This is a genomic window from Streptomyces sp. NPDC001852, from assembly GCF_042891825.1.
Lineage (GTDB): Bacteria > Actinomycetota > Actinomycetes > Streptomycetales > Streptomycetaceae > Streptomyces.
The window spans coordinates 63,090-84,577 of the sequence record NZ_JBIATN010000008.1; the positions used below are offsets into that span (position 1 = coordinate 63,090).

Genomic DNA, 21,488 nt, shown 5'->3' on the forward strand with positions numbered 1-21,488 from the left:
TGCCGGGTACTGCACGGGCCAGGTCGCTTGCCACAGCCGTTACGCTGGATGCGTGGCAGTCGTCGATGTATCCGAAGAGCTGAAGTCCCTCTCCTCGACCATGGAGTCGATCGAGGCCGTCCTGGACCTCGACAGGCTGAGGGCAGACATCGCCGTGCTCGAGGAGCAGGCGGCCGCGCCGTCCCTCTGGGACAACCCGGACGAGGCGCAGAAGATCACCAGCAAGCTCTCCCACCTCCAGGCCGAGGTCAGGAAGGCGGAGGCGCTGCGCGGCCGGATCGACGATCTCGCGGTCCTCTTCGAGATGGCCGAGGAGGAGGACGACCCGGACACCCGTGCCGAGGCCGAGTCCGAGCTGACGGCCGTGCGGAAGGCGCTGGACGAGATGGAGGTCCGCACCCTCCTGTCCGGCGAGTACGACGCCCGTGAGGCGCTCGTCAACATCCGCGCCGAGGCCGGTGGCGTCGACGCCGCCGACTTCGCCGAGAAGCTCCAGCGCATGTACCTGCGCTGGGCCGAGCAGCGCGGCTACAAGACCGAGCTGATCGAGACGTCGTACGCGGAAGAGGCCGGCATCAAGTCGACCACCTTCTCCGTCCAGGCGCCGTACGCCTACGGCACCCTCTCCGTCGAGCAGGGCACGCACCGCCTCGTGCGCATCTCGCCCTTCGACAACCAGGGCCGCCGCCAGACCTCCTTCGCGGGTGTGGAAGTGCTGCCCGTCGTCGAGCAGTCCGACCACGTCGAGATCGACGAGAGCGACCTGCGGATCGATGTCTACCGGTCCTCCGGGCCCGGTGGCCAGGGTGTCAACACGACCGACTCCGCGGTCCGCATCACCCACCTGCCCACCGGCATCGTCGTCTCCTGCCAGAACGAGCGGTCGCAGATCCAGAACAAGGCCACCGCCATGAACGTCCTCCAGGCCAAGCTGCTGGAGCGGCGCCGGCAGGAGGAGCAGGCCAGGATGGACGCCCTCAAGGGCGACGGCGGCAACTCCTGGGGCAACCAGATGCGTTCCTACGTGCTGCACCCGTACCAGATGGTCAAGGACCTGCGCACCGAGTACGAGGTCGGCAATCCCGAGGCCGTCTTCAACGGCGAGATCGACGGGTTCCTGGAGGCCGGTATTCGCTGGCGCAAGCAGCAGGAGAAGTAACTTTGTCGACATGACAACTGCCGCCCAGGAGGCGGCAGTTGTCTTATGTCTGGGTTTTACATCACACTCACAGGCTTCAACTCCCCCCAAATACCCCCCGAAGGGACATTGCGCCCGCAATGGCCTTGACGTTGCTTTGAAAAATCGGAAGGGTTAAGCGCGGCATGCGTACTTCAGGGGCGCATGTGAACCGGGGGAATGAGTTGACGCGGACTTCGTCACCGGCTGCCTCCCGTCGATCACGGCAACGCCCCACGCGCCGCCTCATTGACGAACAGCTACTGGGGGTAGCAACCATATGACGAAGAAGACGCGGATCCGGGTCGCGCGGATAGCCGCCGGCGCCGTGATCGCGGCCGGTGCGTCACTGACCGCAGCCGGCGCGGCCTCCGCCGCGGGCATCGATGTCCAGGCGGGCCCGATCAACCTGGGCGTGCACACGAACGGCGAGGGCGACAACGGCGGCACCGACGGTGGTGACGGCGGCTGCAACCTCGGCATCTGCACCACCACCGGCGGCGATGCCACGACCGGCGGCACCACCACCGGCGGCGGCACCACCACCGGCGGCGACACGACGACCGGTGGCGACGCCACGACCGGCGGCACCACCACCGGCGGTGACACCACCACCGGCGGCGACACGACGACCGGCGGTGACAACACGACCGGCGGCGACGTCACCATCGGCGGTGTCATCGGCGGCGGCACGACCGGCGGCGACAACGGCACCGGCGGTGACAACGGCACCGGTGGCGGCAACGGCACCGGCGGTGACAACGGCACCGGCGGTGGCAACGGGACCGGCGGTGACAACGGGACCGGCGGTGGCAACGGCACCGGCGGCACCTCCACCACGGGTGGCTCCACCACCGGCGGCACCGGCGGCAGCACCACCGGTGGCGGCAATTCCGGCGGCTCCAGCACCTCGGGCGGCTCCAGCACCGGTGGCTCCTCCACCACGGGTGGCGGCAGCACCGGTGGTTCCAGCACCGGCGGCAACAACGACACCCCGCAGGGCGGCGGCAACAACAACGCCTCGCAGGAGCAGGGCTCCTCGCAGCTCACCGACACCGGCTCCGACACCCAGGCCCAGGGCGGCGGCAAGCAGCTCGCCGAGACCGGTGCCGGACAGACCGCGTTCCTGCTGATCGGCGCCGCGACGATGATCGCCGGCGGCATCGGCTTCCGCGTTCTGCCGCGCCTGGTGAACGGCCGCGGCGGCGCTGCGGCCTGAGGGTAACCCCACGGTCACCCTGTGCACGCACCGTGCACGCTGAAGGGCCCGGAGCTGACGCTCCGGGCCCTGACGCTTTTCTCAGTCTTTTCTCACGCGGTCTGGTGCGCCAGCAGCGCCACCGCGGCGATCAGCACCGCCAGCAGGGCGATCAGCGCCATCGGGTTCACCCCGCCCAGAAAGCCCTCTTGCTGCAGTCGCTCGCGGTTGGCGCGGCACACCGGGCACCGGCCCTCGCTCACGGGCGCCGCGCAGTTCGCGCACACCAACCGGTCGTACGTCATGCGCTCGCCCTCCTTGCACCGGCCGTCACATGTCTCAACGCTTGCGGGAACGAGAACGTTCCCCCTCCACTGTGCCAGGTTCCCACCGAGCTTGCGCGGGGCCTCGGAGAGAGGGGAGAGAACAGAGACGGGTACAAAAACGTACAACCCTTACCCAACCTCGACCTGCGACTGCACTTGCACACCCGGTTCGCGTATGGTCACGCTCATCTACCCCCGGCGACCCGTGGTGCATCCGTGATCCGATTCGACAACGTCTCCAAGGTCTACCCCAAGCAGACCCGCCCCGCACTCAGGGATGTCTCCCTGGAGGTGGAGAAGGGCGAGTTCGTGTTCCTCGTGGGGTCCTCCGGCTCGGGAAAGTCCACCTTCCTGCGGCTGATCCTCCGCGAGGAGCGGTGCAGCCACGGTCAGGTGCACGTGCTGGGCAAGGACCTCGCGCGCCTCTCCAACTGGAAGGTGCCGCAGATGCGCCGCCAGCTGGGGACGGTGTTCCAGGACTTCCGGCTCCTGCCGAACAAGACCGTCGCGGAGAACGTGGCCTTCGCCCAGGAGGTCATCGGCAAATCCCGCGGCGAGATCCGCAAGTCCGTGCCGCAGGTGCTCGATCTCGTCGGGCTCGGCGGCAAGGAGGACCGGATGCCCGGCGAGCTCTCCGGCGGTGAGCAGCAGCGCGTGGCCATCGCGCGGGCCTTCGTCAACCGGCCCAAGCTGCTGATCGCCGACGAGCCCACCGGCAACCTCGACCCGCAGACCTCCGTCGGCATCATGAAGCTGCTCGACCGCATCAACCGGACGGGCACCACGGTCATCATGGCGACACACGATCAGAACATCGTGGACCAGATGCGCAAGCGCGTCATCGAGCTGGAGAAGGGCCGCCTCGTCCGCGACCAGGCCCGCGGCGTCTACGGCTACCAGCACTAAGCAAGTTCACGACGGAAAGGCTCGACCAGACGCCATGCGCGCCCAGTTCGTCCTGTCGGAGATCGGTGTCGGTCTCCGCCGCAATCTGACGATGACCTTCGCCGTCATCGTCTCCGTCGCCCTGTCCCTGGCGCTCTTCGGCGGCTCGCTGCTGATGAGCGACCAGGTGAGCACCATGAAGGGCTACTGGTACGACAAGGTCAACGTCTCGATCTTCCTGTGCAACAAGCACGACGCCGACTCGGACGTCAACTGCGCCAAGGGCGCGGTCACCGAGGACCAGAAGAACCAGATCCTCGCCGACCTGAAGAAGATGCCGGTCGTCGAGAAGGTGTCGTACGAGTCGCAGGACGAGGCCTACAAGCACTACAAGGAGCAGTTCGGCAACTCCCCGCTGGCCAGCTCGCTGACGCCGGACCAGATGCAGGAGTCGTACCGGATCAAGCTGAAGGACCCGCAGAAGTACCAGGTGATCGCGTCCGCGTTCAACGGTCGCCCCGGGGTGCAGTCCGTGCAGGACCAGAAGGGCATCCTGGACAACCTCTTCACGCTGCTGAACCTGATGAACCGCGGCGCGCTCGGCGTGATGGCGATGATGCTGATCGTCGCGCTGCTGCTGATCATCAACACCGTGCGCGTCTCGGCGTTCAGCCGTCGGCGCGAGACCGGGATCATGCGCCTGGTCGGCGCCTCGGGCTTCTACATCCAGGCGCCGTTCATCGCCGAGGCCGCGGTCGCCGGACTCATCGGCGGCGGCCTCGCCTGCGTGGCCCTGGTGGTCGGCCGGTACTTCACCATCGACCACGGCATGGACCTCGCCCACCACCTCACGCTCATCAACTTCGTCGGCTGGAACGCGGTGTTGGCCAAGCTGCCGCTGATCCTCGCAACCAGCGTCCTCATGCCGTCACTTGCGGCGTTCTTCGCCCTGCGCAAGTACCTGAAGGTGTGACGCATGCCAAGAGGGCCGTACGGGGCATCCGCCCGTACGGCCCTTCGCGTTGTCCTAGACTCACCGCCATGTCAGGCCGAGACCTGTTCTGTCCGCCCCGCCGCACCCGCCGCGGGGCCGCCCTGACATTGGTCTTCGCCGGCGTCCTGGTCACCGGCGCCGCCACCGGCTCCTTCCAGGAGCCCGACGCCGCCGCGCGCAGGACCGTCGCCGGGTCGGCGCGTACGGCCACCGGGCCCGAGGACCTCCAGAAGGGCGCCGCGCACGAGGACGTGCAGAGGGCCGCCGCAGAGGCGATGGCCGACGGCAAGTCCCCGATGGAGGCCGCCGAACGGGCCGTCAGCCGCAGCGGGGACCGCTGGGGCGCGGTGTACAGCGAGGGCGAGTACCAGGAGTTCCAGGAGGCGCTCGACGGCCGCTACACCGGCGTCGGCCTGTGGGCGCGGCGCGAGCGGGACGGCCGGATCGAGGTGACCAGGGTGCAGCCGGGCTCCCCGGCCGCCGCGGCCGGGATCCGCGCGGGGGACCGGCTGCGCAGCGTCGACGGCAGCAAGGTCGACGGGCTGCCGGTCACCGAGGTGATCTCCTTACTGCGCGGCGACGCCGACGACGCGGCCGCCGGTACGACCGTCAGGCTGGGCCTGCAGCGCGGCACGCGCGCGTGGACCAAGGCCCTGCACCGGGCCAGCCTGTCGACGGACTCGGTGACCGTGCGCAAGCTGCCCGGCGGGGTCACGGTCATCAGGATCGCCGCGTTCACCAAGGGCTCCGGCGGCGCCGTCCGCGCCGCCCTCCGGCAGGCCCCGGCCGCCGCCGGTGTCATCCTCGACCTGCGCGGCAACTCCGGCGGCCTGGTCACCGAGGCGGTGGACACCGCCTCCGCCTTCCTCGACGGCGGCCTGGTCGCCACCTACGACGTCGACGGCGCCCAGCGCTCCCTGCACGCCGACCCCGGCGGCGACACCACCCGGCCCCTGGTCACCCTGGTCGACGGCGGCACGATGAGCGCGGCGGAGATGCTCACCGGGGCCCTGCAGGACCGGGGCCGCGCGGTGGTGATCGGCTCGCGCACCTTCGGCAAGGGCTCGATCCAGATGCCGGCCGAGCTGCCCGACGGCGCGGTGGCCGAGCTGACCGTCGGGCACTACCGCACCCCCTCCGGCCACGCGGTCGACGGCCGGGGCATCACCCCCGACCTGGACGCCGGCCCGGAGGCCCTGACCCGGGCCGAGACCGTCCTCACCGGCCTGGGCGACCCCTCGTAGCCACGCCTGGCGGCCACTCGTAATCGGCTGTACTCACACCCCCTGTGTGGTGCGAAAATGGTCGGCACTATGAGCAAGGGAATGTACGTACCGAAGGAGTCCCAGCCCAAGCAGGGCGGCGGGGCCGCCAAGGCCAGGGACGGCGAGAAGGGCGGCAAGCGCAAGATCGTCGCCCAGAACAAGAAGGCCCGGCACGACTACGCGATCATCGACACCTACGAGGCCGGACTCGTGCTCATGGGCACCGAGGTCAAGTCGCTGCGCGAGGGGCGGACCTCGCTGACCGACGGTTTCGTCCACATCGACCGCGGTGAGGCGTGGCTGCACAACGCCCACATCCCCGAGTACCACCAGGGCAGCTGGACCAACCACTCCGCGCGCCGCAAGCGCAAGCTGCTCCTGCACCGCGAGGAGATCGACAAGCTGGAGTCGAAGTCCCAGGAGACGGGTCACACGATCGTGCCCCTCGCCATCTACTTCAAGGACGGCCGGGCGAAGGCCGAGATCGCCCTCGCGCGGGGCAAGAAGGAGTACGACAAGCGGCAGACGCTGCGGGAGAAGCAGGACCGGCGGGAGTCGGACCGGGCGATCGCGGCGGCGAAGCGCAGGCAGCGCGGCGTCTAGCCGGCCGGGCGCCGGGAATAGGCTGGCATCGTCGTGCGTTGGTCACGTACGATGGCAGTGCACTCCACAGAGGGTGCGCGACCCCTCCTCGGAGGGGATTGAAAAATCAACATGGGGATGATCGGTTTCGACAGCGGCTGTCGAAGCAGGGGAAGCGTGTCGAGGAAGCGGCAATGATCTCGTAAACCATATGTCGCAAAAAATAATCGCCAACACCAAGCGCGATTCCTTCGCCCTCGCTGCCTAAGTAGCGACTTGCGAAGTGTCAGCCCGGGGCTGTTCCCGACCCGGATCCTGGCATCAGCTAGGGAACTAAACCTTGATCCCGGTCACGGGGTGAAGAGGGAAACCAAACAGTGACTGAGCCCGTCGGCGACTTGTTCGCGTGATCGCCGGGGCCGAGAAAAGCGAAGCGGACTGCACACGGAGAAGCCCTGATTCCGCACCGTTGGACGCGGGTTCGATTCCCGCCATCTCCACGAGACCCCTCCGGGGGTTCACCCCATGTGGGCAAGGCCCCGTCGCTTTCGAGCGGCGGGGTCTTCGTCTTAGGGAGCTGCAGCGCCGCCGGCTTCTTGGAGCGGCACCCCGCCGGCGCGGGTGAGCGAAGCCACCCCCAGCGCCAGCGTGGCGGCGCCGGCCGGGACTGCGAAGGCGGCGGTCGGCGACAGGTGCTCCGCCGCCCAGCCGCCGACCGCCGAACCGCACGCGATCCCCGTCAGCAGCCCCGTCACCATCAGGCTCATGCCCTCGTTCAGGCGGTCGGCCGGGGTGCGCCGCTGGACCAGCGTCATCGCCGTGACCATCGTCGGCGCCGTCGCCATGCCCGCCACCAGCAGCGCGCCCGCGAGCGCCCACAGCGAACCGGCGGTCCCCGCGGCGGCCCACGGCAGCGTCATCAGCGCGGCCATCCCCGCCAGGCAGTGGCCCAGCCGCACCCCGGCCGGTTTCAGCGCGCCGTACGCCAGGCCCGCCGCGCACGAGCCCGCCGCCTGGAGGGCGAGGACCGCGCCGGCCGCCGTACGGTGCCCCTGCGCGTCGGCGTACGCGATCGTGACGACCTCCATCGCGCCGAACACCGCTCCGGTCGCGGTGAAACAGGCCAGCAGTGGCGGGATGCCCGGGCTGCGCAGCGGCGAGGGCACCTGGGAACGGGCCCGCGGCGGCGGCTCGGTGGCCCGCTGAGCGGTGAACAGCAGCATGCCGGCGAGCAGCAGCACCGCGCCCGTGAGCGTGCCCGCCTCCGGGAAGAAGGTGCCGGTGAGGAAGGCGGCCAGCACCGGACCGAGCATGAAGCACAGCTCGTCGGCGGCCTGTTCGAAGGAGTTGGCGGTGTGCAGCGCGTCCGGCTCGTCGCGCAGCAGATGGGCCCAGCGGGCGCGGGACAGGCCGCCGATGTTCGGGGTGGCCGCGGTGCCGGCGTACGCGGCGAACAGGGTCCAGTCGGGGGCGCCGTAGCGCACGCACAGCAGCAGCGCGAGGCTGCCGAGCACCGAGGTGAGCGTGGCCGGTACGGCGATGCGGGCCTGCCCGTGCCGGTCGACGAGCCGGGCGATCCAGGGACCGGCCAGTGCGGTCGCCGCGAGACCGGTCGCGGTGACGGCGCCGGCCAGGGCGTACGAGCCCCGCGAGCCGGCGATCATCACGACGGCGCTCACGCTGAACATGCCCATGGGCAGCCGCGCGAGGAGGTTGCCGGTGGTGAAGGCACGGACGCCGGGGAGGGCGAAGAGGCGACGGTAGTTGCCGGTGGTGGTGGATATGACGGAGGGCATGGGTTCACCCTCGCCCTGAGTGGATCACGGGGTCCAACACCTTCTCGGTGCCGATTCACGCACCTGCGTTGTAAGTTCGCGGGCATGCCCGTCCCCACTGACCTGGACCCCCGTCTTCTGCGCGCCTTCGTCGCCGTGGCCGAGGAACTGCACTTCACCCGGGCCGCGGCCCGCCTGTACGTCGCCCAGCAGGCGCTCAGCCGGGATGTACGGCGGCTGGAGCGGGAGTTGGGCGCCGAGCTGTTCGTGCGGACGACCCGGCAGGTGACCCCGACCGCGGACGGTGAACGGCTGCTGCCGCTCGCCCGGCGGGTCCTCGCCGCCCAGGACGACCTGCTCGCCGCCTTCGCCTCCGGCCGGTCCCGCCCGCTGCTGGTGGACCTCAACTCCCCGGGCCTGGTCACCGGCCGGCGCGTGCTGCACCGGGCCCGTGAACTCGCCCCGGACTGCGAGCTGATGGCCCGCTACGAGAGCGGCCTGACCGGCGCCGCCGCCGAACTGCTGGCCGGCCGGCTGGACGCCTCCTTCGGCCGTTTCGCCGGCCTGGACCCGGCGCTGCGGTCCGCTCTGGAGCAGCAGCCGGTGCGCTGCGAGCCGATGGCCGTCGTCCTGCCCGAGGATCATCCGCTGGCCACCCTCGCCGAGGTTCCGGTGGCCGCGCTGGCCGGCGAGACCGTGTACGCCGGTGCCGGGAACCCGCGCACCCTGGAGTGGACCGACCTGGCGATCCGGCTCTTCGAGGGGCGGGGCATCCGGCTCGCCGCGCCCCTGCCGCCGGCCGTCGGGGAGGAGGAGTTCGAGCGGATCATGGCCAAGAACCGGCATCCGGTGCTGGCCGTGGTCGACTTCCCGGCCATGCCCCGCACGGTCCGCCGCCCGCTCGTCGATCCCGTCCCGCTGTCGCCGGTCTCCCTGGTGTGGCGCAAGGGGCTGGTCCATCCCGGTCTGGACGCGCTGCGCCGGGCGGCGACCGAGCTCGCGGGGGCGGAGGGGTGGCTGCGGCCGCCCGCCGAGGGGTGGATCCCCGCCGCCGACGCCGCTGTGATGCACCCGTGAGCCGGGCCTCACCGACCGGTCCCCGGTCCAGTGAGAGCAACGTTCCCTTCCGGTCACCCACAGCCACAGGCAGGAAACGCGCCCTCCCTACCTTCGGGCTGAGTCAGTCGACGGCAGGTCGACGGCAGACCGAGCAGCCGTAGCCCCCGTGGAGGCGTGATGACAGCCCCAGCCCCAACAGCCCCAACCCGTCGCAGTGGCCGCTGGATCGAACGCTGGGACCCGGAGGACGAGGGATTCTGGACGGCGACCGGGCAGCGGATCGCCAACCGGAACCTCTGGTTCTCCGTCCTGTCCGAGCACATCGGCTTCTCGGTCTGGACCCTGTGGTCCGTCCTCGTCCTGTTCATGGGCCCGAAGTACGGCCTCACGCCCGCCGACAAGTTCCTGCTGACCTCGATGGTCACCCTCGTGGGCGCGGTCGTACGCGTCCCCTACACCTTCGCCGTGGCCGTCTTCGGCGGCCGCAACTGGACGATCATCTCGGCGAGCCTGCTGCTGATCCCGACGATCGCGGCCTTCGCGGTGATGAAGCCGGGCACGTCCTTCACCACGTTCCTCGTCGTGGGCCTCCTGGCCGGGATCGGCGGCGGCAACTTCGCCTCCTCCATGACCAACATCAACGCCTTCTTCCCGCTGAAGAAGAAGGGCTGGGCGCTCGGCCTGAACGCGGGCGGCGGCAACATCGGTGTGCCCGTCATCCAGCTCGTCGCCCTCGCGGTCATCGGCGCGAGCGGCGGCCCGCGCGTCCTGCTGGGCATCTACATCCCGCTGATCGTCGTGGCCGCGATCCTCGCCGCGTGCTTCATGGACAACCTGGCGACGGTGAAGAACGACACCGGCGCGGCCAAGGACGCCGCCAAGGACGCCCACACCTGGATCATGTCGTTCCTCTACGTCGGCACCTTCGGCTCCTTCATCGGCTACAGCTTCGCCTTCGGCCAGGTCCTGACGATCCAGTTCGGCCGCACCCCGCTCCAGGCGGCGTACCTCACCTTCATCGGCCCGCTGCTCGGCTCCCTGATCCGCCCCCTCGGCGGCCGGCTCGCCGACCGTTTCGGCGGCGCCCGCATCACCCTGTGGAACTACGTCGCCATGGCCGCCGCCACCGGCGTGCTGATCGCCGCGAGCCTGCAGAAGTCGCTGCCGCTGTTCGTGTCCGTCTTCGTCGTCCTGTTCGTGCTCAGCGGCCTCGGCAACGGCTCGACGTACAAGATGATCCCCGGCATCTTCCAGGCAAAGGCCCTGGCCAAGGGGCTGGAGGGGGAGGCCGCGGTGGCGTACGGCCGCCGGCTGTCCGGCGCCTCCATGGGCCTGATCGGCGCGGTCGGCGCGCTCGGCGGGGTCGGCATCAACCTGGCCTTCCGCCAGTCCTTCCTGTCCTACGGCACCGGCACCGGAGCGTTCGTCGCCTTCCTCGCCTTCTACGCCGTCTGCTTCGCGGTGACCTGGGCCGTATACCTTCGCCGCCCGGCGCGACAGGCCGTGACGGTGGCGGCTTCGGAGACAAAGGCACAGCTCAGCTACGCGGAAGTGTGACGTAACACCGGTGCAATGAAGTCGAACCGAGCCTGTCACGCGCCGTTGACAGGCTCGATTCGGGTGCCGGTCAGCTAGGAGATGCCCCATGTACGACGAAGAGCAGCCTCCCGGAGCCGTCGAGCACGGTCCGCTCGCGGGATTCACCGTGGGCGTCACCGCCGCGCGCCGGGCCGACGAGCTGGGCGCCCTGCTGCAGCGGCGCGGTGCCGTCGTCCTGCACGCACCGGCCCTGCGCATCGTGCCGCTGGCCGACGACGGCGAACTCCTGGCCGCGACGAAGGAGATCATCGACCAGGTGCCCGACGTGGTCGTGGCCACCACGGCGATCGGTTTCCGGGGCTGGATAGAGGCCGCCGACGGCTGGGGCCTCGGCGAGCAGCTGCTCGGCCGGCTGAGGGGGGTGGACCTGCTGGCCCGGGGCCCGAAGGTCAAGGGATCGATCCGCGCGGCGGGCCTGACGGAGGCGTGGTCCCCTTCCTCGGAGTCCCTGGCGGAGGTCCTGGACCACCTGCTGGAGCAGGGCGTGGACGGCCGCCGTATCGCCGTACAGCTGCACGGCGAGCCGCTCCCCGGCTTTGTCGAGTCCCTGCGGGCCGGGGGAGCGGAGGTGGTCCCGGTCCCGGTGTACCGCTGGATGCCACCGGAGGACATCACCCCGCTGGACCGCCTCCTGGACGCGACGGTCTCCCGCTCCCTGGACGCCCTCACCTTCACCAGCGCCCCCGCGGCGGCCTCGCTGCTCTCCCGCGCGGAGACCCGAGGCCTGCTTCCCGACCTGCTGTCGGCCCTCGCCCACGACGTCCTCCCGGCCTGCGTGGGCCCGGTGACAGCGCTTCCCCTCCAGGCCCACGGCGTGGACACGATCCAGCCGGCACGCTTCCGCCTCGGCCCCCTGGTCCAGCTCCTGTGCCAGGAACTCCCGGCCCGCGCCCGCGCGTTGCCCGTCGCCGGTCACCGGGTGGAGATCCGGGGCCACGCGGTCCTGGTGGACGGCGCCCTCAAGCCGGTCCCCCCGGCCGGCATGTCCCTGCTCCGGGCCCTGTCCCGCCGTCCCGGCTGGGTGGTGCCCCGGGCGGACCTCCTGCGCGCCCTGCCGGGCGCGGGCCGCGACGAACACGCGGTGGAGACGGCGATGGCGAGGCTTCGTACGGCCCTCGGTGCCCCCAAACTGATCCAGACGGTGGTCAAACGCGGCTACCGCCTGGCCCTGGACCCGGCGACGGACGCGAAGTACGCGGACGCGTAGCTGAGCCCGGGCTTCGAGCACAGGAAGAATCCGCCTCCTGATACGAGGCGCGTTTCGTTCAACCCTTCACAACAGGCAGCGGATAAAATCAGCCACAATAATCCGGCCATAGGGGATCCGCGTCTTCGAGTGGACATTTCCGAAAAGTACTCACCCGAATATTAAGGCCGCGCCAACTCCTCCCGCCCTGCTGCAGATCCTCGTTGACCCACCTACCGCCGAACTGCATAACGGCGCCGGCGCCACGCCACACTGAGTGCGCCGCGTGCCGGCGACGACTACCGGGTGGAGGCCCAGCAGCCGCACTACCAGACGCTGGACTACAACACCCTCAACGGCGGGGTCGCCCGGCACTACGAGCCGTTCGAGGACGAGATCCTCCGCGGCAACACGATGGACGGCCTGGTCCGGCTGGGGGCGGGTGTCTTCGGCCGCCTCGCTCCCTACTCGGCCTGGCACATCGAGGCGCACCAGTTCCGCATCGAGGTGAACGGCGAGGAGGTCGGCAGGCCCACCCCCGAGGGTGTTCACCGGGACGGTGTCACCTTCGTCCTGATGGCAATGATCGGCCGCAACAACGCCATCGGCGGCGAGAGCACCGTTTTCAACCTGGAGAAAGAGCCGGTGGCGAAATTCACCCTGTCCGACGTCCTGGATGTCGCTCTCGTCAACGACGAAAGGGTTTACCACGGCGTCTCGCCCATCGAGCAGGTGGATCCCCGCCTCGCGTGACGTGCTGGTGATCACCTACCGTCACAAGGCCTGACATCGCATGTGTGCGGGAGCGCGTGTCGGCGCCCCCGCACATCTCACGTCGTTCGAGCGAGGAAACGGGGAACGGTAAGTGGGTCAGATCATCGCCGTCGCGGTCATCACCATTCTGGCTGTCATCAGTCCGGGAGCGGATTTCGCGATGACCGTCCGCAACAGCTACCTGTACGGACGCACCGCGGGGGTCCTCGCGGCGGTCGGTATCTCCCTCGGGGTGCTGGTCCACGTCACCTACACCATGCTCGGAGTGGGTCTGCTGGTGTCGCGGACTCCGGCCCTGTTCACCGCGATGAAGCTGATCGGCGCGGCCTACCTGGTGTTCATCGGGTACAGGACGTTCGTCACCAAGGCCCAGGTGGACATCGACGTGTCCGACGGCAGCGGCCTCTCGAAGGCCGGGGCCCTGCGCACCGGGTTCCTGACGAACGCGCTCAATCCCAAGACCATGCTCTTCGTGCTCAGCACCTACACCCAGGTGGTCAGCGCCGATACCCCGGTCGTCCAGCAGATCGGTTACGGCCTGTTCATGTCCTTCGCCCATCTGGTCTGGTTCGCGCTGGCCGCGACCCTGTTCTCCAACCAGGGCCTGCGCACCCGGTTGCTGCGGCGGCAGTCCGTGTTGAACAAGGTGATCGGGACGGTGCTCGTCGGCCTCGGCATGGCCTTGGCGCTCACCCCGTCAGTCCAGTGACACCGGCTCCACGCGGGGCTCGGCGATGGACCGGTAGTCGGCCGTCGACAGCGCGACGGAACGGTCGAGCCGGGCGGCGTTGAAGTAGAACTCCGGGTGCACCAGCAGCCCGGGGTCGACGATCAGCTCCAGCCGTTCGTCGAAGGACAGGGGAAGGATGGTGCCGCTGGGGGAACCGGCCAGTTCCTCGGCGATGTCGGGGGAGGCGAAGGAGGCGTAGGTGCCGCCGTAGAGCGCCTTCACCGCCCCCAGGTCGATCCGCTTGTCCCCCGGCACGACCACCAGCGCGTGGCGCTTCTCCTTCTTGCCGATCTTCACCATGACGATGATGCACTTGGCGGCCTGGTCGAGTGCGTGGCCGCGGAGCCGGCTGACCGCCTCGGTACCGCCCTCCGGAGCGTGCTCGATCACCCGATACGTCGCCCGGTGCTCATCGAGCAGGGCGAGCAGCTTGCCGTAGGTGTCGTCGGCGTCGTCCGAAGCCATCGGATCCTCCTGATTCGGTGTTCAACCGGGCTGTTGATCTCCCGAGTTGACCTTATCCTCAGCGTGGCGCCGGATCAGGGTGTGATCAGCCGGTACGAGGGGTTCCGGCCGCGGCCGCGGGCGGGCACTGTGAAGAGGAGAGCCCCTCGGAGAACAGCCCCACGCTTCCTGCCTAGGCGGTGACAGGCACATGGCACTGGGTACGGCCACGCCCCCCTACGAGCCGCGGTTCGACGCCGGACGGATCTGTCTCGATCTCCTCGCGACCACGCATCCGGCAGAACGGCTGGACGGAGTCGAGGCGTTGTGCGCGTGGATCGGCGGGGTGGGGCTCGTGCCGGAGGGGACCGCGCTCTGCCGGGCCGATGCCTCCTGGCTCGTCGGGTTCCGCGAACTGCGCGCACACATCGGGCAGTTGGTGCGCAACCCGCATGCGCCGGACACGCCGTCGTACGAGAGTGCGCTCCGGCGGGTCAACGAGGTCGCCCAGGCCTCGACCCCCGTCCCGCGTGCCGTACGCGGTGGGGACGGCGGACTCACCAGGGAGTTGGCCGGCCCGCCGACCTGCGCCGGGCTGCTCGCGCTCGTCGCGCGGGACGCCGTGGACCTGCTCACCGACCCCGTCGCGCGGGCGGCCGTGCGAGAGTGCGAGGGGGACAACTGCCCGCTCGTGTACGTGGACACGTCCCGGGGGCGGCGCCGGCGGTGGTGCTCCAGTGAGGTCTGCGGAAACCGGGAGCGGGTGGCCCGGCACCGGCGGCGGGCAGCGCTCGCGCGGGCGTGATTTCCGTAACACCAGGTTTGGATGCCACGTACACGGGAATTCTGCGCCTCCCCTTGCGGCGTGTCTGAAATGTGAAGATCAAGTGGTGGGATTGTGGTCGCATGTCCCGCTCGTCACGTCACCCCGGAGAAAACTGTCACCTCCGTTTGAACACCGCGCCGCTTCCTTCCGTACGGGTGGGCGAGCGACCGACTGGGGGAACCCCCGGACACCGGAGGTGGGCGTGCGCAAGGATGCGGCCGTGGCCAATGAACGTGGATCGAGGGCCCGACATCGCATGTCCTCACAGCCCTCGGAACCGGATGAGGAGCTGATGCGTGCGCTGTATCGAGAGCACGCCGGACCCCTCCTCGCGTATGTCCTGCGCCTGGTCGCCGGTGATCGGCAGCGCGCCGAGGACGTCGTACAGGAAACGCTCATCCGTGCCTGGAAGAACGCCGGTCAGCTCAATCGGGCGACCGGTTCGGTACGCCCCTGGCTGGTGACGGTCGCGCGCCGCATCGTCATCGACGGCCACCGCAGCCGGCAGGCCCGGCCGCAGGAGGTCGATCCGTCGCCGCTGGAGGTCATCCCCGCGGAGGACGAGATCGACAAGGCGCTGTGGCTGATGACGCTGTCGGACGCGCTCGACGACCTGACCCCGGCCCACCGGGAGGTGCTCGTCGAGACGTACTTCAAGGGGCGTACGGTCAATGAGGCGGCCGAGACGCTGGGTATCCCCAGCGGCACGGTGCGTTCTCGGGTGTTCTACGCCCTGCGGTCGATGAAGCTGGCACTGGAGGAGCGGGGGGTGACGGCGTGATGAGCAGTGGATACGGGGGGATGCAGGGATTCGGCCCGGGTGGTCCGGGTATGTCTGGTCCCATGAACCCCAGTTCGGGATCTTCGGTGCCGAGCGAGCACGAGACCGTCGGCGCCTACGCCCTCGGGATTCTCGACGACGCCGAGGCAACCGCTTTCGAGGCGCATCTCGCCGGCTGTGAATGGTGTGCCCAGCAGCTGGACGAGCTGGCCGGGATGGAGCCGATGCTGGCCGCGCTCGCGGACCTGCCGGGCTCCGGCAGCTCCCCCGCGATCGGCGAGTCGCTGTCCGCCAAGCCCAGCCCGCGGCTGGTGGAGAAGCTGGTCGACGAGGTCGCCGAGAAGCGCGCCCAGAAGCGCCGGCGCAGCTTCTACATGATCGCGGCCGCGGCCGCCCTGATCATCGCCGGGCCGCTGGCCGCGGTGGCGGTCAACGGCGGCTCGGACAGCGGTGGGCAGGTCACGGCGTCCTCCGCGCAGACCACCTTCGAGGCCATGCCCGACAAGAAGTCGGCCACGGACCCGTCGTCGCAGATCAGCGCCACCGTCGCCATGGCCCAGAAGGACTGGGGTACCCAGACGGTCCTGGAGCTGAAGAACGCCAAGGGGCCGATCAAGTGCTCCCTGGTGCTCGTCGCGAAGAACGGGCAGCGCGTGACGATGTCCTCCTGGTCCGTGCCGGACTGGGGCTACGGCATCCCGAACGGGAAGACCCCGGAGTCCAGGAAGCCGCTCTACATCGGCGGTGCGGCGGCCTTCAAGCCCAATGAGATCGACCACTTCGAGGTCGTGACCTTCCAGGGCCAGAAGCTGGTGCAGGTGAACGCGTAGCCGCCGTAGCCTTGCCGGGTCCCCTTCGCGTACGGTTGACGGCTGCCCAGCACGTCAGAAGGGGGCCCGGTGGCCGCTCAGGTTCAGCAGTCCGCGGTCGGCCCGGCACACGACGGACAGGATTCCGTCCGTGACCGGGAGATCGGCGTCGAACAGGAACACCTGGACCGGGTGTACCGGCGGCTCGAGGAGAAGATCCACGAGGCGGAGTTCCTGATGCACGACGCGGCCAAGCGCGGCCAGGTCGGCACCCCGGGCGCGCTGGCCGAGCGGGATGCCCAGGTCTTCCGGGCCGGCATCCACCTGAACCGGCTGAACAACGAGTTCGAGGACTTCCTGTTCGGGCGGATCGACCTGCTGCTCGGCAAGGACGGCAAGAAGGGGCCCGACGGCGCCTACACCGCCGTGGAACCCGCCGAAGGCGCCGTGCGGGACGACAACACCGCCGACATCGCCGAAACCCTGCACATCGGGCGCATCGGCGTGCTCGACGAGGACTACGCGCCGCTGGTCATCGACTGGCGGGCCCCCGCCGCCGCGCCCTTCTACCGGGCGACCCCCGTGGACCCGGGACGCGTCGTACGGCGCCGGGTCATCCGGTCCAAGGGGCGCCGGGTGCTCGGCGTCGAGGACGATCTGATGCGGCCCGAGCTGACCGCCCGCCTCGACGGCCGTGAGCTGCCCGTGATCGGCGACGGCGCCCTCATGGCCGCCCTCGGCCAGGCCCGCAGCCACACCATGCGGGACATCGTCTCCTCCATCCAGGCCGAGCAGGACCTGGTCATCCGCGCCCCCGCCGCCTCCATCACCCATGTGGAGGGCGGCCCGGGCACCGGCAAGACCGCCGTCGCCCTGCACCGCGCCGCCTACCTGCTCTACCAGGACAGACGCCGGTACGCGGGCGGCATCCTGATCGTCTCCCCGACCCCGCTGCTCGTCGCCTACACCGAGGGCGTGCTGCCCTCGCTCGGCGAGGAGGGCCAGGTCGCCATCCGCGCGATCGGCTCGCTCGTCGACGGCGCGGAGGCCACGCTGTACGACTCCCCGTCCGTGGCCCGTGCCAAGGGCTCGTACCGGATGCTGAAGGTGCTGCGCAAGGCCGCCCGGGGCGCCCTGGAACTGGGGCCCGCCCCCCGTCCCGCCGCCGACGGGGACGCCGGGCCGCGGGCCTTCGACGGGCCGCCGTCGCGTCTCCGCGTCGTCGCCTTCGGACGCCGGCTGGAGCTGGAGGCGGCGGAGCTGGAACGCATCCGCCGCACCGCCCTCGGCGGCACCGCGCCGGTCAACCTGCTCCGCCCGCGCGCCCGCAAGCTGCTGCTGGACGCGCTGTGGGCCAAGTCGGGGTCGGCCGCCCGGCACACCGACCCGGAGCTCGCCGCCGAGCTGCGCTCCTCCTTCGACGAGGACGTGACGTCCGAGGACGTCTTCATCGCCTTCCTCGACGCCTGGTGGCCCGAGCTGACCCCGAAGGCGGTGCTCGCCGCCATGGCCGACGAGCGGCGGCTGGGCCGCTGGGCCCGCCGGATCCTCAACCCCGGCGAGGTCCGCAAGGTCGCCCGCTCCCTCCAGCGCGACGGCCACTCGGTGCACGACATCGCCATGCTGGACGAGCTCCAGGCGATCCTCGGCGCCCCGGCCCGGCCGCGGAAGAAGCGCGAGATCGACCCGCTGGACCAGCTCACCGGACTGGAGGAGCTGATGCCGGTGCGCGAGGAGACACAGCGGGAGCGGGCCGAGCGCCTCGCGCAGGAGCGCACCGAGTACGCGCACGTCATCGTGGACGAGGCGCAGGACCTCACGCCGATGCAGTGGCGCATGGTCGGCCGCCGCGGCCGGCACGCCACCTGGACGGTGGTCGGCGACCCGGCCCAGTCCTCCTGGTCCGACCCGGACGAGGCCGCCGAGGCCCGCGACGAGGCCCTCGGCACCCGCCCCCGGCGCCGCTTCGAGCTGACCGTGAACTACCGCAACCCCGCCGAGATCGCCGAGCTGGCCGCCAAGGTGCTCGCGCTCGCCATGCCCGGCTCCAAGGCGCCGAGCGCCGTGCGGTCCACCGGGGTCGAGCCGCGCTTCCTCGTCGTACGGGAGTCCCTGGGGGCCACCGTGCGGGCCGAGGCCCAGCGGCTGCTGGACCGGGTGGACGGCACGGTCGGCGTGGTCGTCGCCATGAACCGGCGCGAGGAGGCCCGGCGCTGGCTGGCCGGGCTGGGCGACCGGGTGGTGGCGCTCGGCAGTCTGGAGGCCAAGGGGCTGGAGTACGACGCGACCGTGGTCGTCTCCCCGGCGGAGATCGCCGACGAGTCCCCGGCCGGCCTGCGCGTGCTGTACGTGGCGCTGACCCGCGCGACCCACCAGCTGACGGTGGTGTCGGGGGAGCGGGACGAGCCCGACGCGGCCGGGGTGCCGGACCTGCTGAGGGACTGACTTTCCTGTGAACTCCCCGCAGGGGGAATGGTCCTCGGCATCCGTTTGTTAGCCTGGTTGCGGCACCGGCTCGATCCAAGCCCCCGGGCCCAACCTTCGTCCCTGCGAGGGACCACTTGCCGCGAGGCGAGCATGGCGGGTCGGTGTCGTAAACGTGAGAGAGACCCACGTCCGTGTGACGTGGGTCTCTTTCTTTGCCTGATCGCTTCTCGTATGGTGGAAGTGGTTTTCCGAAATAGCGCAGCAATCAGGCATCGCTCATGAACAAAACGTCCGCAATCCAGGGCGACTACCACGTACTCCGCGGTAGGTGCGACGATCGGACGGCACAACTCGCGACACGGTGAAAGCAGAGGAAGTCGGCCATGGCAACGGCGCCCAGCGTCTCCTACTCGATGACCATCCGGCTGGAGGTGCCCGCGAGCGGAACCGCCGTCTCGCAGCTCACCACCGCCGTGGAGTCCTCCGGAGGCTCGGTCACCGGCCTCGACGTCACCGCGTCCGGCCACGAGAAGCTCCGTATCGACGTCACCATCGCGGCCACCTCCACGGCCCACGCCGAGGAGATCGTCGAGAAGCTGCGCGGGATCGAGGGAGTCACCCTCGGCAAGGTCTCCGACCGTACGTTCCTGATGCACCTCGGCGGCAAGATCGAGATGGCGTCGAAACACCCCATCCGCAACCGTGACGACCTGTCCATGGTCTACACGCCGGGCGTGGCCCGCGTGTGCATGGCGATCGCCGAGAACCCCGAGGACGCCCGCCGCCTCACCATCAAGCGCAACTCCGTTGCGGTCGTGACGGACGGCTCCGCCGTGCTCGGCCTCGGCAACATCGGCCCCAAGGCCGCGCTGCCCGTCATGGAGGGCAAGGCGGCCCTCTTCAAGCGCTTCGCCGGCATCGACGCCTGGCCGATCTGCCTGGACACCCAGGACAGCGACGCGATCGTCGAGATCGTCAAGGCGATCGCCCCCGGGTTCGCCGGCATCAACCTCGAGGACATCTCCGCCCCCCGCTGCTTCGAGATCGAGGCCCGGCTGCGCGAGGCTCTCGACATCCCCGTCTTCCACGACGACCAGCACGGCACCGCGATCGTCGTCCTCGCCGCCCTGACCAACGCACTGCGCGTCACGGACAAGGCGATCGAGAACATCCGGGTCGTCATGTCCGGCGCCGGCGCGGCCGGTACGGCCATCCTCAAGCTGCTGCTCGCCGCGGGCGTGAAGAACGCCGTCGTCGCCGACATCCACGGTGTCGTCCACTCCGGCCGCGAGGACCTGGTGAACGCACCGGCCGACTCGCCGCTGCGCTGGATCGCCGACAACACCAACCCCGAGGGCCTCACCGGCACCCTCAAGGAGGCCGTGCGCGACGCCGACGTGTTCATCGGCGTCTCCGCCCCGAACGTGCTCGACGGCGATGACGTGGCCGCCATGGCGGACGGCGCCATCGTGTTCGCGCTCGCGAACCCCGACCCCGAGGTGGACCCCGCAATCGCCCGTCAGACGGCGGCGGTTGTGGCCACCGGCCGCTCCGACTTCCCGAACCAGATCAACAACGTGCTGGTCTTCCCGGGCGTCTTCCGCGGCCTGCTCGACGCCCAGTCCCGCACCGTCAACACCGAGATGATGCTGGCCGCCGCGAAGGCCCTCGCCGACGTGGTCAGCCAGGACGAGCTGAACCCGAACTACATCATCCCGAGCGTCTTCAACGACAAGGTCGCGGGCGCGGTGGCGGGTGCGGTCCGCGAGGCCGCGAAGGCCGCCGGCGCGACGGTCTAGCCCGGACCGCTCCGGACCGCTCCGGGCCGGGCTGAGGCCCGGCCCCGGCGCTCCGGCCCGGGTGCCGCCTCACGCCCGGCCGGGTGAAGGAAAAGCGGCGGCCGGGCGTCGGCCCGGTGACCGCGTGCCGTACTGTGCAGGGGCTGTGAGGATCACCACGGCGGCCCGCGCACCGGCGCGTCGTGGAACCAGCCGATGCCGGGCGCCCTCTAGGGTGACGCCGAGCAGGCGCTTTTCGTGTGACTCCCCAGGGTGTTCTCACGACTCCTACGGGTGCCGGATTGGCTTTACCGCCGCAGGTAGGGGCAGGATGCGTCCCTGGGCGCGAGCGCATCGGCATCGCAGTGCCTCGGGCGGATCGCCGCGTGGCACACCCCAACGGCAAGAAAAACACGGGAGTAACAACATGAACCGCAGTGAGCTGGTGGCCGCGCTGGCCGACCGCGCCGAGGTGACCCGCAAGGACGCCGACGCCGTGCTGGCCGCGTTCGCCGAGACCGTCGGCGAGATCGTCGCCAAGGGCGACGAGAAGGTCACCATCCCCGGCTTCCTGACCTTCGAGCGCACCCACCGTGCCGCTCGCACCGCGCGCAACCCGCAGACCGGCGAGCCGATCAACATCCCCGCCGGCTACAGCGTGAAGGTCACCGCGGGCTCCAAGCTCAAGGAAGCGGCCAAGGGCAAGTAGGCGCTCCGCTTCGAGCGCCGGTCCACCGGAGCGCCGCTGCGGTGGAGCGCCGTGGGCGGCTGCGGGCCCGTCGTGGCTGGTCGCGCAGTTCCCCGCGCCCCCTTGGGGCGCTTGAGCCGAAGACGCTGAAAAGGGCGGCCCCCCTCGCAGGAGGGAGGCCGCCC

General features: G+C 70.2%; 20 protein-coding genes and 1 other RNA gene. 18 read left to right on the forward strand and 3 right to left on the reverse strand.

Features of this window, described 5'->3' with window-relative positions:
- The first annotated feature begins 52 nt into the window (after positions 1-52).
- Entirely contained in the window at positions 53-1,159 is a 1,107-nt protein-coding gene (gene prfB, locus ACFYZB_RS15780) for a peptide chain release factor 2 (protein WP_351207049.1), read from the forward strand.
- Positions 1,160-1,457: 298 nt separating this feature from the next.
- Positions 1,458-2,396, forward strand: coding sequence for a hypothetical protein (locus ACFYZB_RS15785; protein WP_388758683.1), 939 nt, complete (start codon positions 1,458-1,460; stop codon positions 2,394-2,396).
- Between the two features lie 92 nt (positions 2,397-2,488).
- Here ACFYZB_RS15785 and ACFYZB_RS15790 read toward each other — a convergent pair whose 3' ends face one another.
- Positions 2,489-2,680: a hypothetical protein gene (locus ACFYZB_RS15790; RefSeq protein ID WP_023550109.1), complete on the reverse strand. Its 192-nt coding sequence runs from the start codon at positions 2,678-2,680 to the stop codon at positions 2,489-2,491.
- A gap of 237 nt (positions 2,681-2,917) precedes the next feature.
- Here ACFYZB_RS15790 and ftsE point away from each other — a divergent pair, with 237 nt between their 5' ends.
- The 5 genes from ftsE to ssrA all read left to right on the forward strand — a co-directional run bounded on the left by ftsE (position 2,918) and on the right by ssrA (position 6,930).
- The gene (ftsE, locus tag ACFYZB_RS15795) at positions 2,918-3,607 is read left to right on the forward strand and encodes a cell division ATP-binding protein FtsE (RefSeq protein WP_055707746.1); all 690 of its coding nucleotides are present in this window, start codon (positions 2,918-2,920) and stop codon (positions 3,605-3,607) included.
- 34 nt (positions 3,608-3,641) lie between these two features.
- On the forward strand, positions 3,642-4,559 hold the full coding sequence (gene ftsX / locus ACFYZB_RS15800; RefSeq protein ID WP_351207055.1) for a permease-like cell division protein FtsX: 918 nt from the start codon (positions 3,642-3,644) through the stop codon (positions 4,557-4,559).
- A 68-nt stretch (positions 4,560-4,627) separates the two neighbouring features.
- On the forward strand, positions 4,628-5,824 hold the full coding sequence (locus tag ACFYZB_RS15805; protein ID WP_388758686.1) for a S41 family peptidase: 1,197 nt from the start codon (positions 4,628-4,630) through the stop codon (positions 5,822-5,824).
- An 81-nt stretch (positions 5,825-5,905) separates the two neighbouring features.
- A complete protein-coding gene (smpB, locus tag ACFYZB_RS15810) occupies positions 5,906-6,448 on the forward strand; it encodes an SsrA-binding protein SmpB (protein WP_351207424.1) in 543 nt (180 codons plus the stop codon).
- A gap of 113 nt (positions 6,449-6,561) precedes the next feature.
- Positions 6,562-6,930, forward strand: a transfer-messenger RNA (tmRNA) gene (ssrA, locus tag ACFYZB_RS15815).
- Between the two features lie 66 nt (positions 6,931-6,996).
- Here ssrA and ACFYZB_RS15820 read toward each other — a convergent pair.
- Positions 6,997-8,223 (reverse strand): MFS transporter, encoded by a 1,227-nt coding sequence (locus tag ACFYZB_RS15820; protein WP_388758688.1) that lies wholly within the window; start codon positions 8,221-8,223, stop codon positions 6,997-6,999.
- Between the two features lie 84 nt (positions 8,224-8,307).
- Between ACFYZB_RS15820 and ACFYZB_RS15825 the strand changes: the two genes are divergently transcribed.
- The 5 genes from ACFYZB_RS15825 (at position 8,308) to ACFYZB_RS15845 (ending at position 13,529) form a co-directional block, all read left to right on the forward strand.
- Positions 8,308-9,279 (forward strand): LysR family transcriptional regulator, encoded by a 972-nt coding sequence (locus ACFYZB_RS15825; RefSeq protein ID WP_388758690.1) that lies wholly within the window; start codon positions 8,308-8,310, stop codon positions 9,277-9,279.
- A gap of 159 nt (positions 9,280-9,438) precedes the next feature.
- Positions 9,439-10,818 (forward strand): nitrate/nitrite transporter, encoded by a 1,380-nt coding sequence (locus ACFYZB_RS15830; protein WP_388758692.1) that lies wholly within the window; start codon positions 9,439-9,441, stop codon positions 10,816-10,818.
- A gap of 88 nt (positions 10,819-10,906) precedes the next feature.
- Positions 10,907-12,067 (forward strand): uroporphyrinogen-III synthase, encoded by a 1,161-nt coding sequence (locus ACFYZB_RS15835; protein ID WP_388758694.1) that lies wholly within the window; start codon positions 10,907-10,909, stop codon positions 12,065-12,067.
- A 285-nt stretch (positions 12,068-12,352) separates the two neighbouring features.
- Complete coding sequence (locus ACFYZB_RS15840; protein WP_388758696.1) at positions 12,353-12,799, forward strand: 2OG-Fe dioxygenase family protein; 447 nt, start codon at positions 12,353-12,355, stop codon at positions 12,797-12,799.
- Positions 12,800-12,911: 112 nt separating this feature from the next.
- Complete coding sequence (locus tag ACFYZB_RS15845) at positions 12,912-13,529, forward strand: LysE family translocator (protein ID WP_388758698.1); 618 nt, start codon at positions 12,912-12,914, stop codon at positions 13,527-13,529.
- On the opposite strand, the gene ACFYZB_RS15850 is transcribed toward ACFYZB_RS15845, so the two are convergent.
- Positions 13,518-14,015, reverse strand: coding sequence for a YbaK/EbsC family protein (locus ACFYZB_RS15850; protein WP_388758700.1), 498 nt, complete (start codon positions 14,013-14,015; stop codon positions 13,518-13,520). The two genes, ACFYZB_RS15845 and ACFYZB_RS15850, sit on opposite strands and share 12 nt — an antisense overlap.
- A 190-nt stretch (positions 14,016-14,205) precedes the next feature.
- On the opposite strand from ACFYZB_RS15850, the gene ACFYZB_RS15855 reads away from it, so the two are divergent.
- The 6 genes from ACFYZB_RS15855 (at position 14,206) to ACFYZB_RS15880 (ending at position 21,324) form a co-directional block, all read left to right on the forward strand.
- The gene (locus tag ACFYZB_RS15855; protein ID WP_351207075.1) at positions 14,206-14,799 is read left to right on the forward strand and encodes a CGNR zinc finger domain-containing protein; all 594 of its coding nucleotides are present in this window, start codon (positions 14,206-14,208) and stop codon (positions 14,797-14,799) included.
- A gap of 217 nt (positions 14,800-15,016) precedes the next feature.
- Entirely contained in the window at positions 15,017-15,601 is a 585-nt protein-coding gene (locus ACFYZB_RS15860; RefSeq protein WP_030167252.1) for a sigma-70 family RNA polymerase sigma factor, read from the forward strand.
- 62 nt (positions 15,602-15,663) lie between these two features.
- Positions 15,664-16,431 carry a zf-HC2 domain-containing protein gene (locus tag ACFYZB_RS15865; RefSeq protein WP_351207077.1) on the forward strand — a complete coding sequence of 256 codons (768 nt, stop codon included), beginning with the start codon at positions 15,664-15,666 and terminating at the stop codon, positions 16,429-16,431.
- A 69-nt stretch (positions 16,432-16,500) separates the two neighbouring features.
- On the forward strand, positions 16,501-18,855 hold the full coding sequence (locus tag ACFYZB_RS15870; protein ID WP_388758703.1) for a HelD family protein: 2,355 nt from the start codon (positions 16,501-16,503) through the stop codon (positions 18,853-18,855).
- A 365-nt stretch (positions 18,856-19,220) separates the two neighbouring features.
- A complete protein-coding gene (locus ACFYZB_RS15875) occupies positions 19,221-20,636 on the forward strand; it encodes an NAD-dependent malic enzyme (RefSeq protein WP_388758705.1) in 1,416 nt (471 codons plus the stop codon).
- A gap of 406 nt (positions 20,637-21,042) precedes the next feature.
- Positions 21,043-21,324 carry an HU family DNA-binding protein gene (locus ACFYZB_RS15880; RefSeq protein WP_023550134.1) on the forward strand — a complete coding sequence of 94 codons (282 nt, stop codon included), beginning with the start codon at positions 21,043-21,045 and terminating at the stop codon, positions 21,322-21,324.
- The last annotated feature ends 164 nt before the right edge of the window (positions 21,325-21,488 follow it).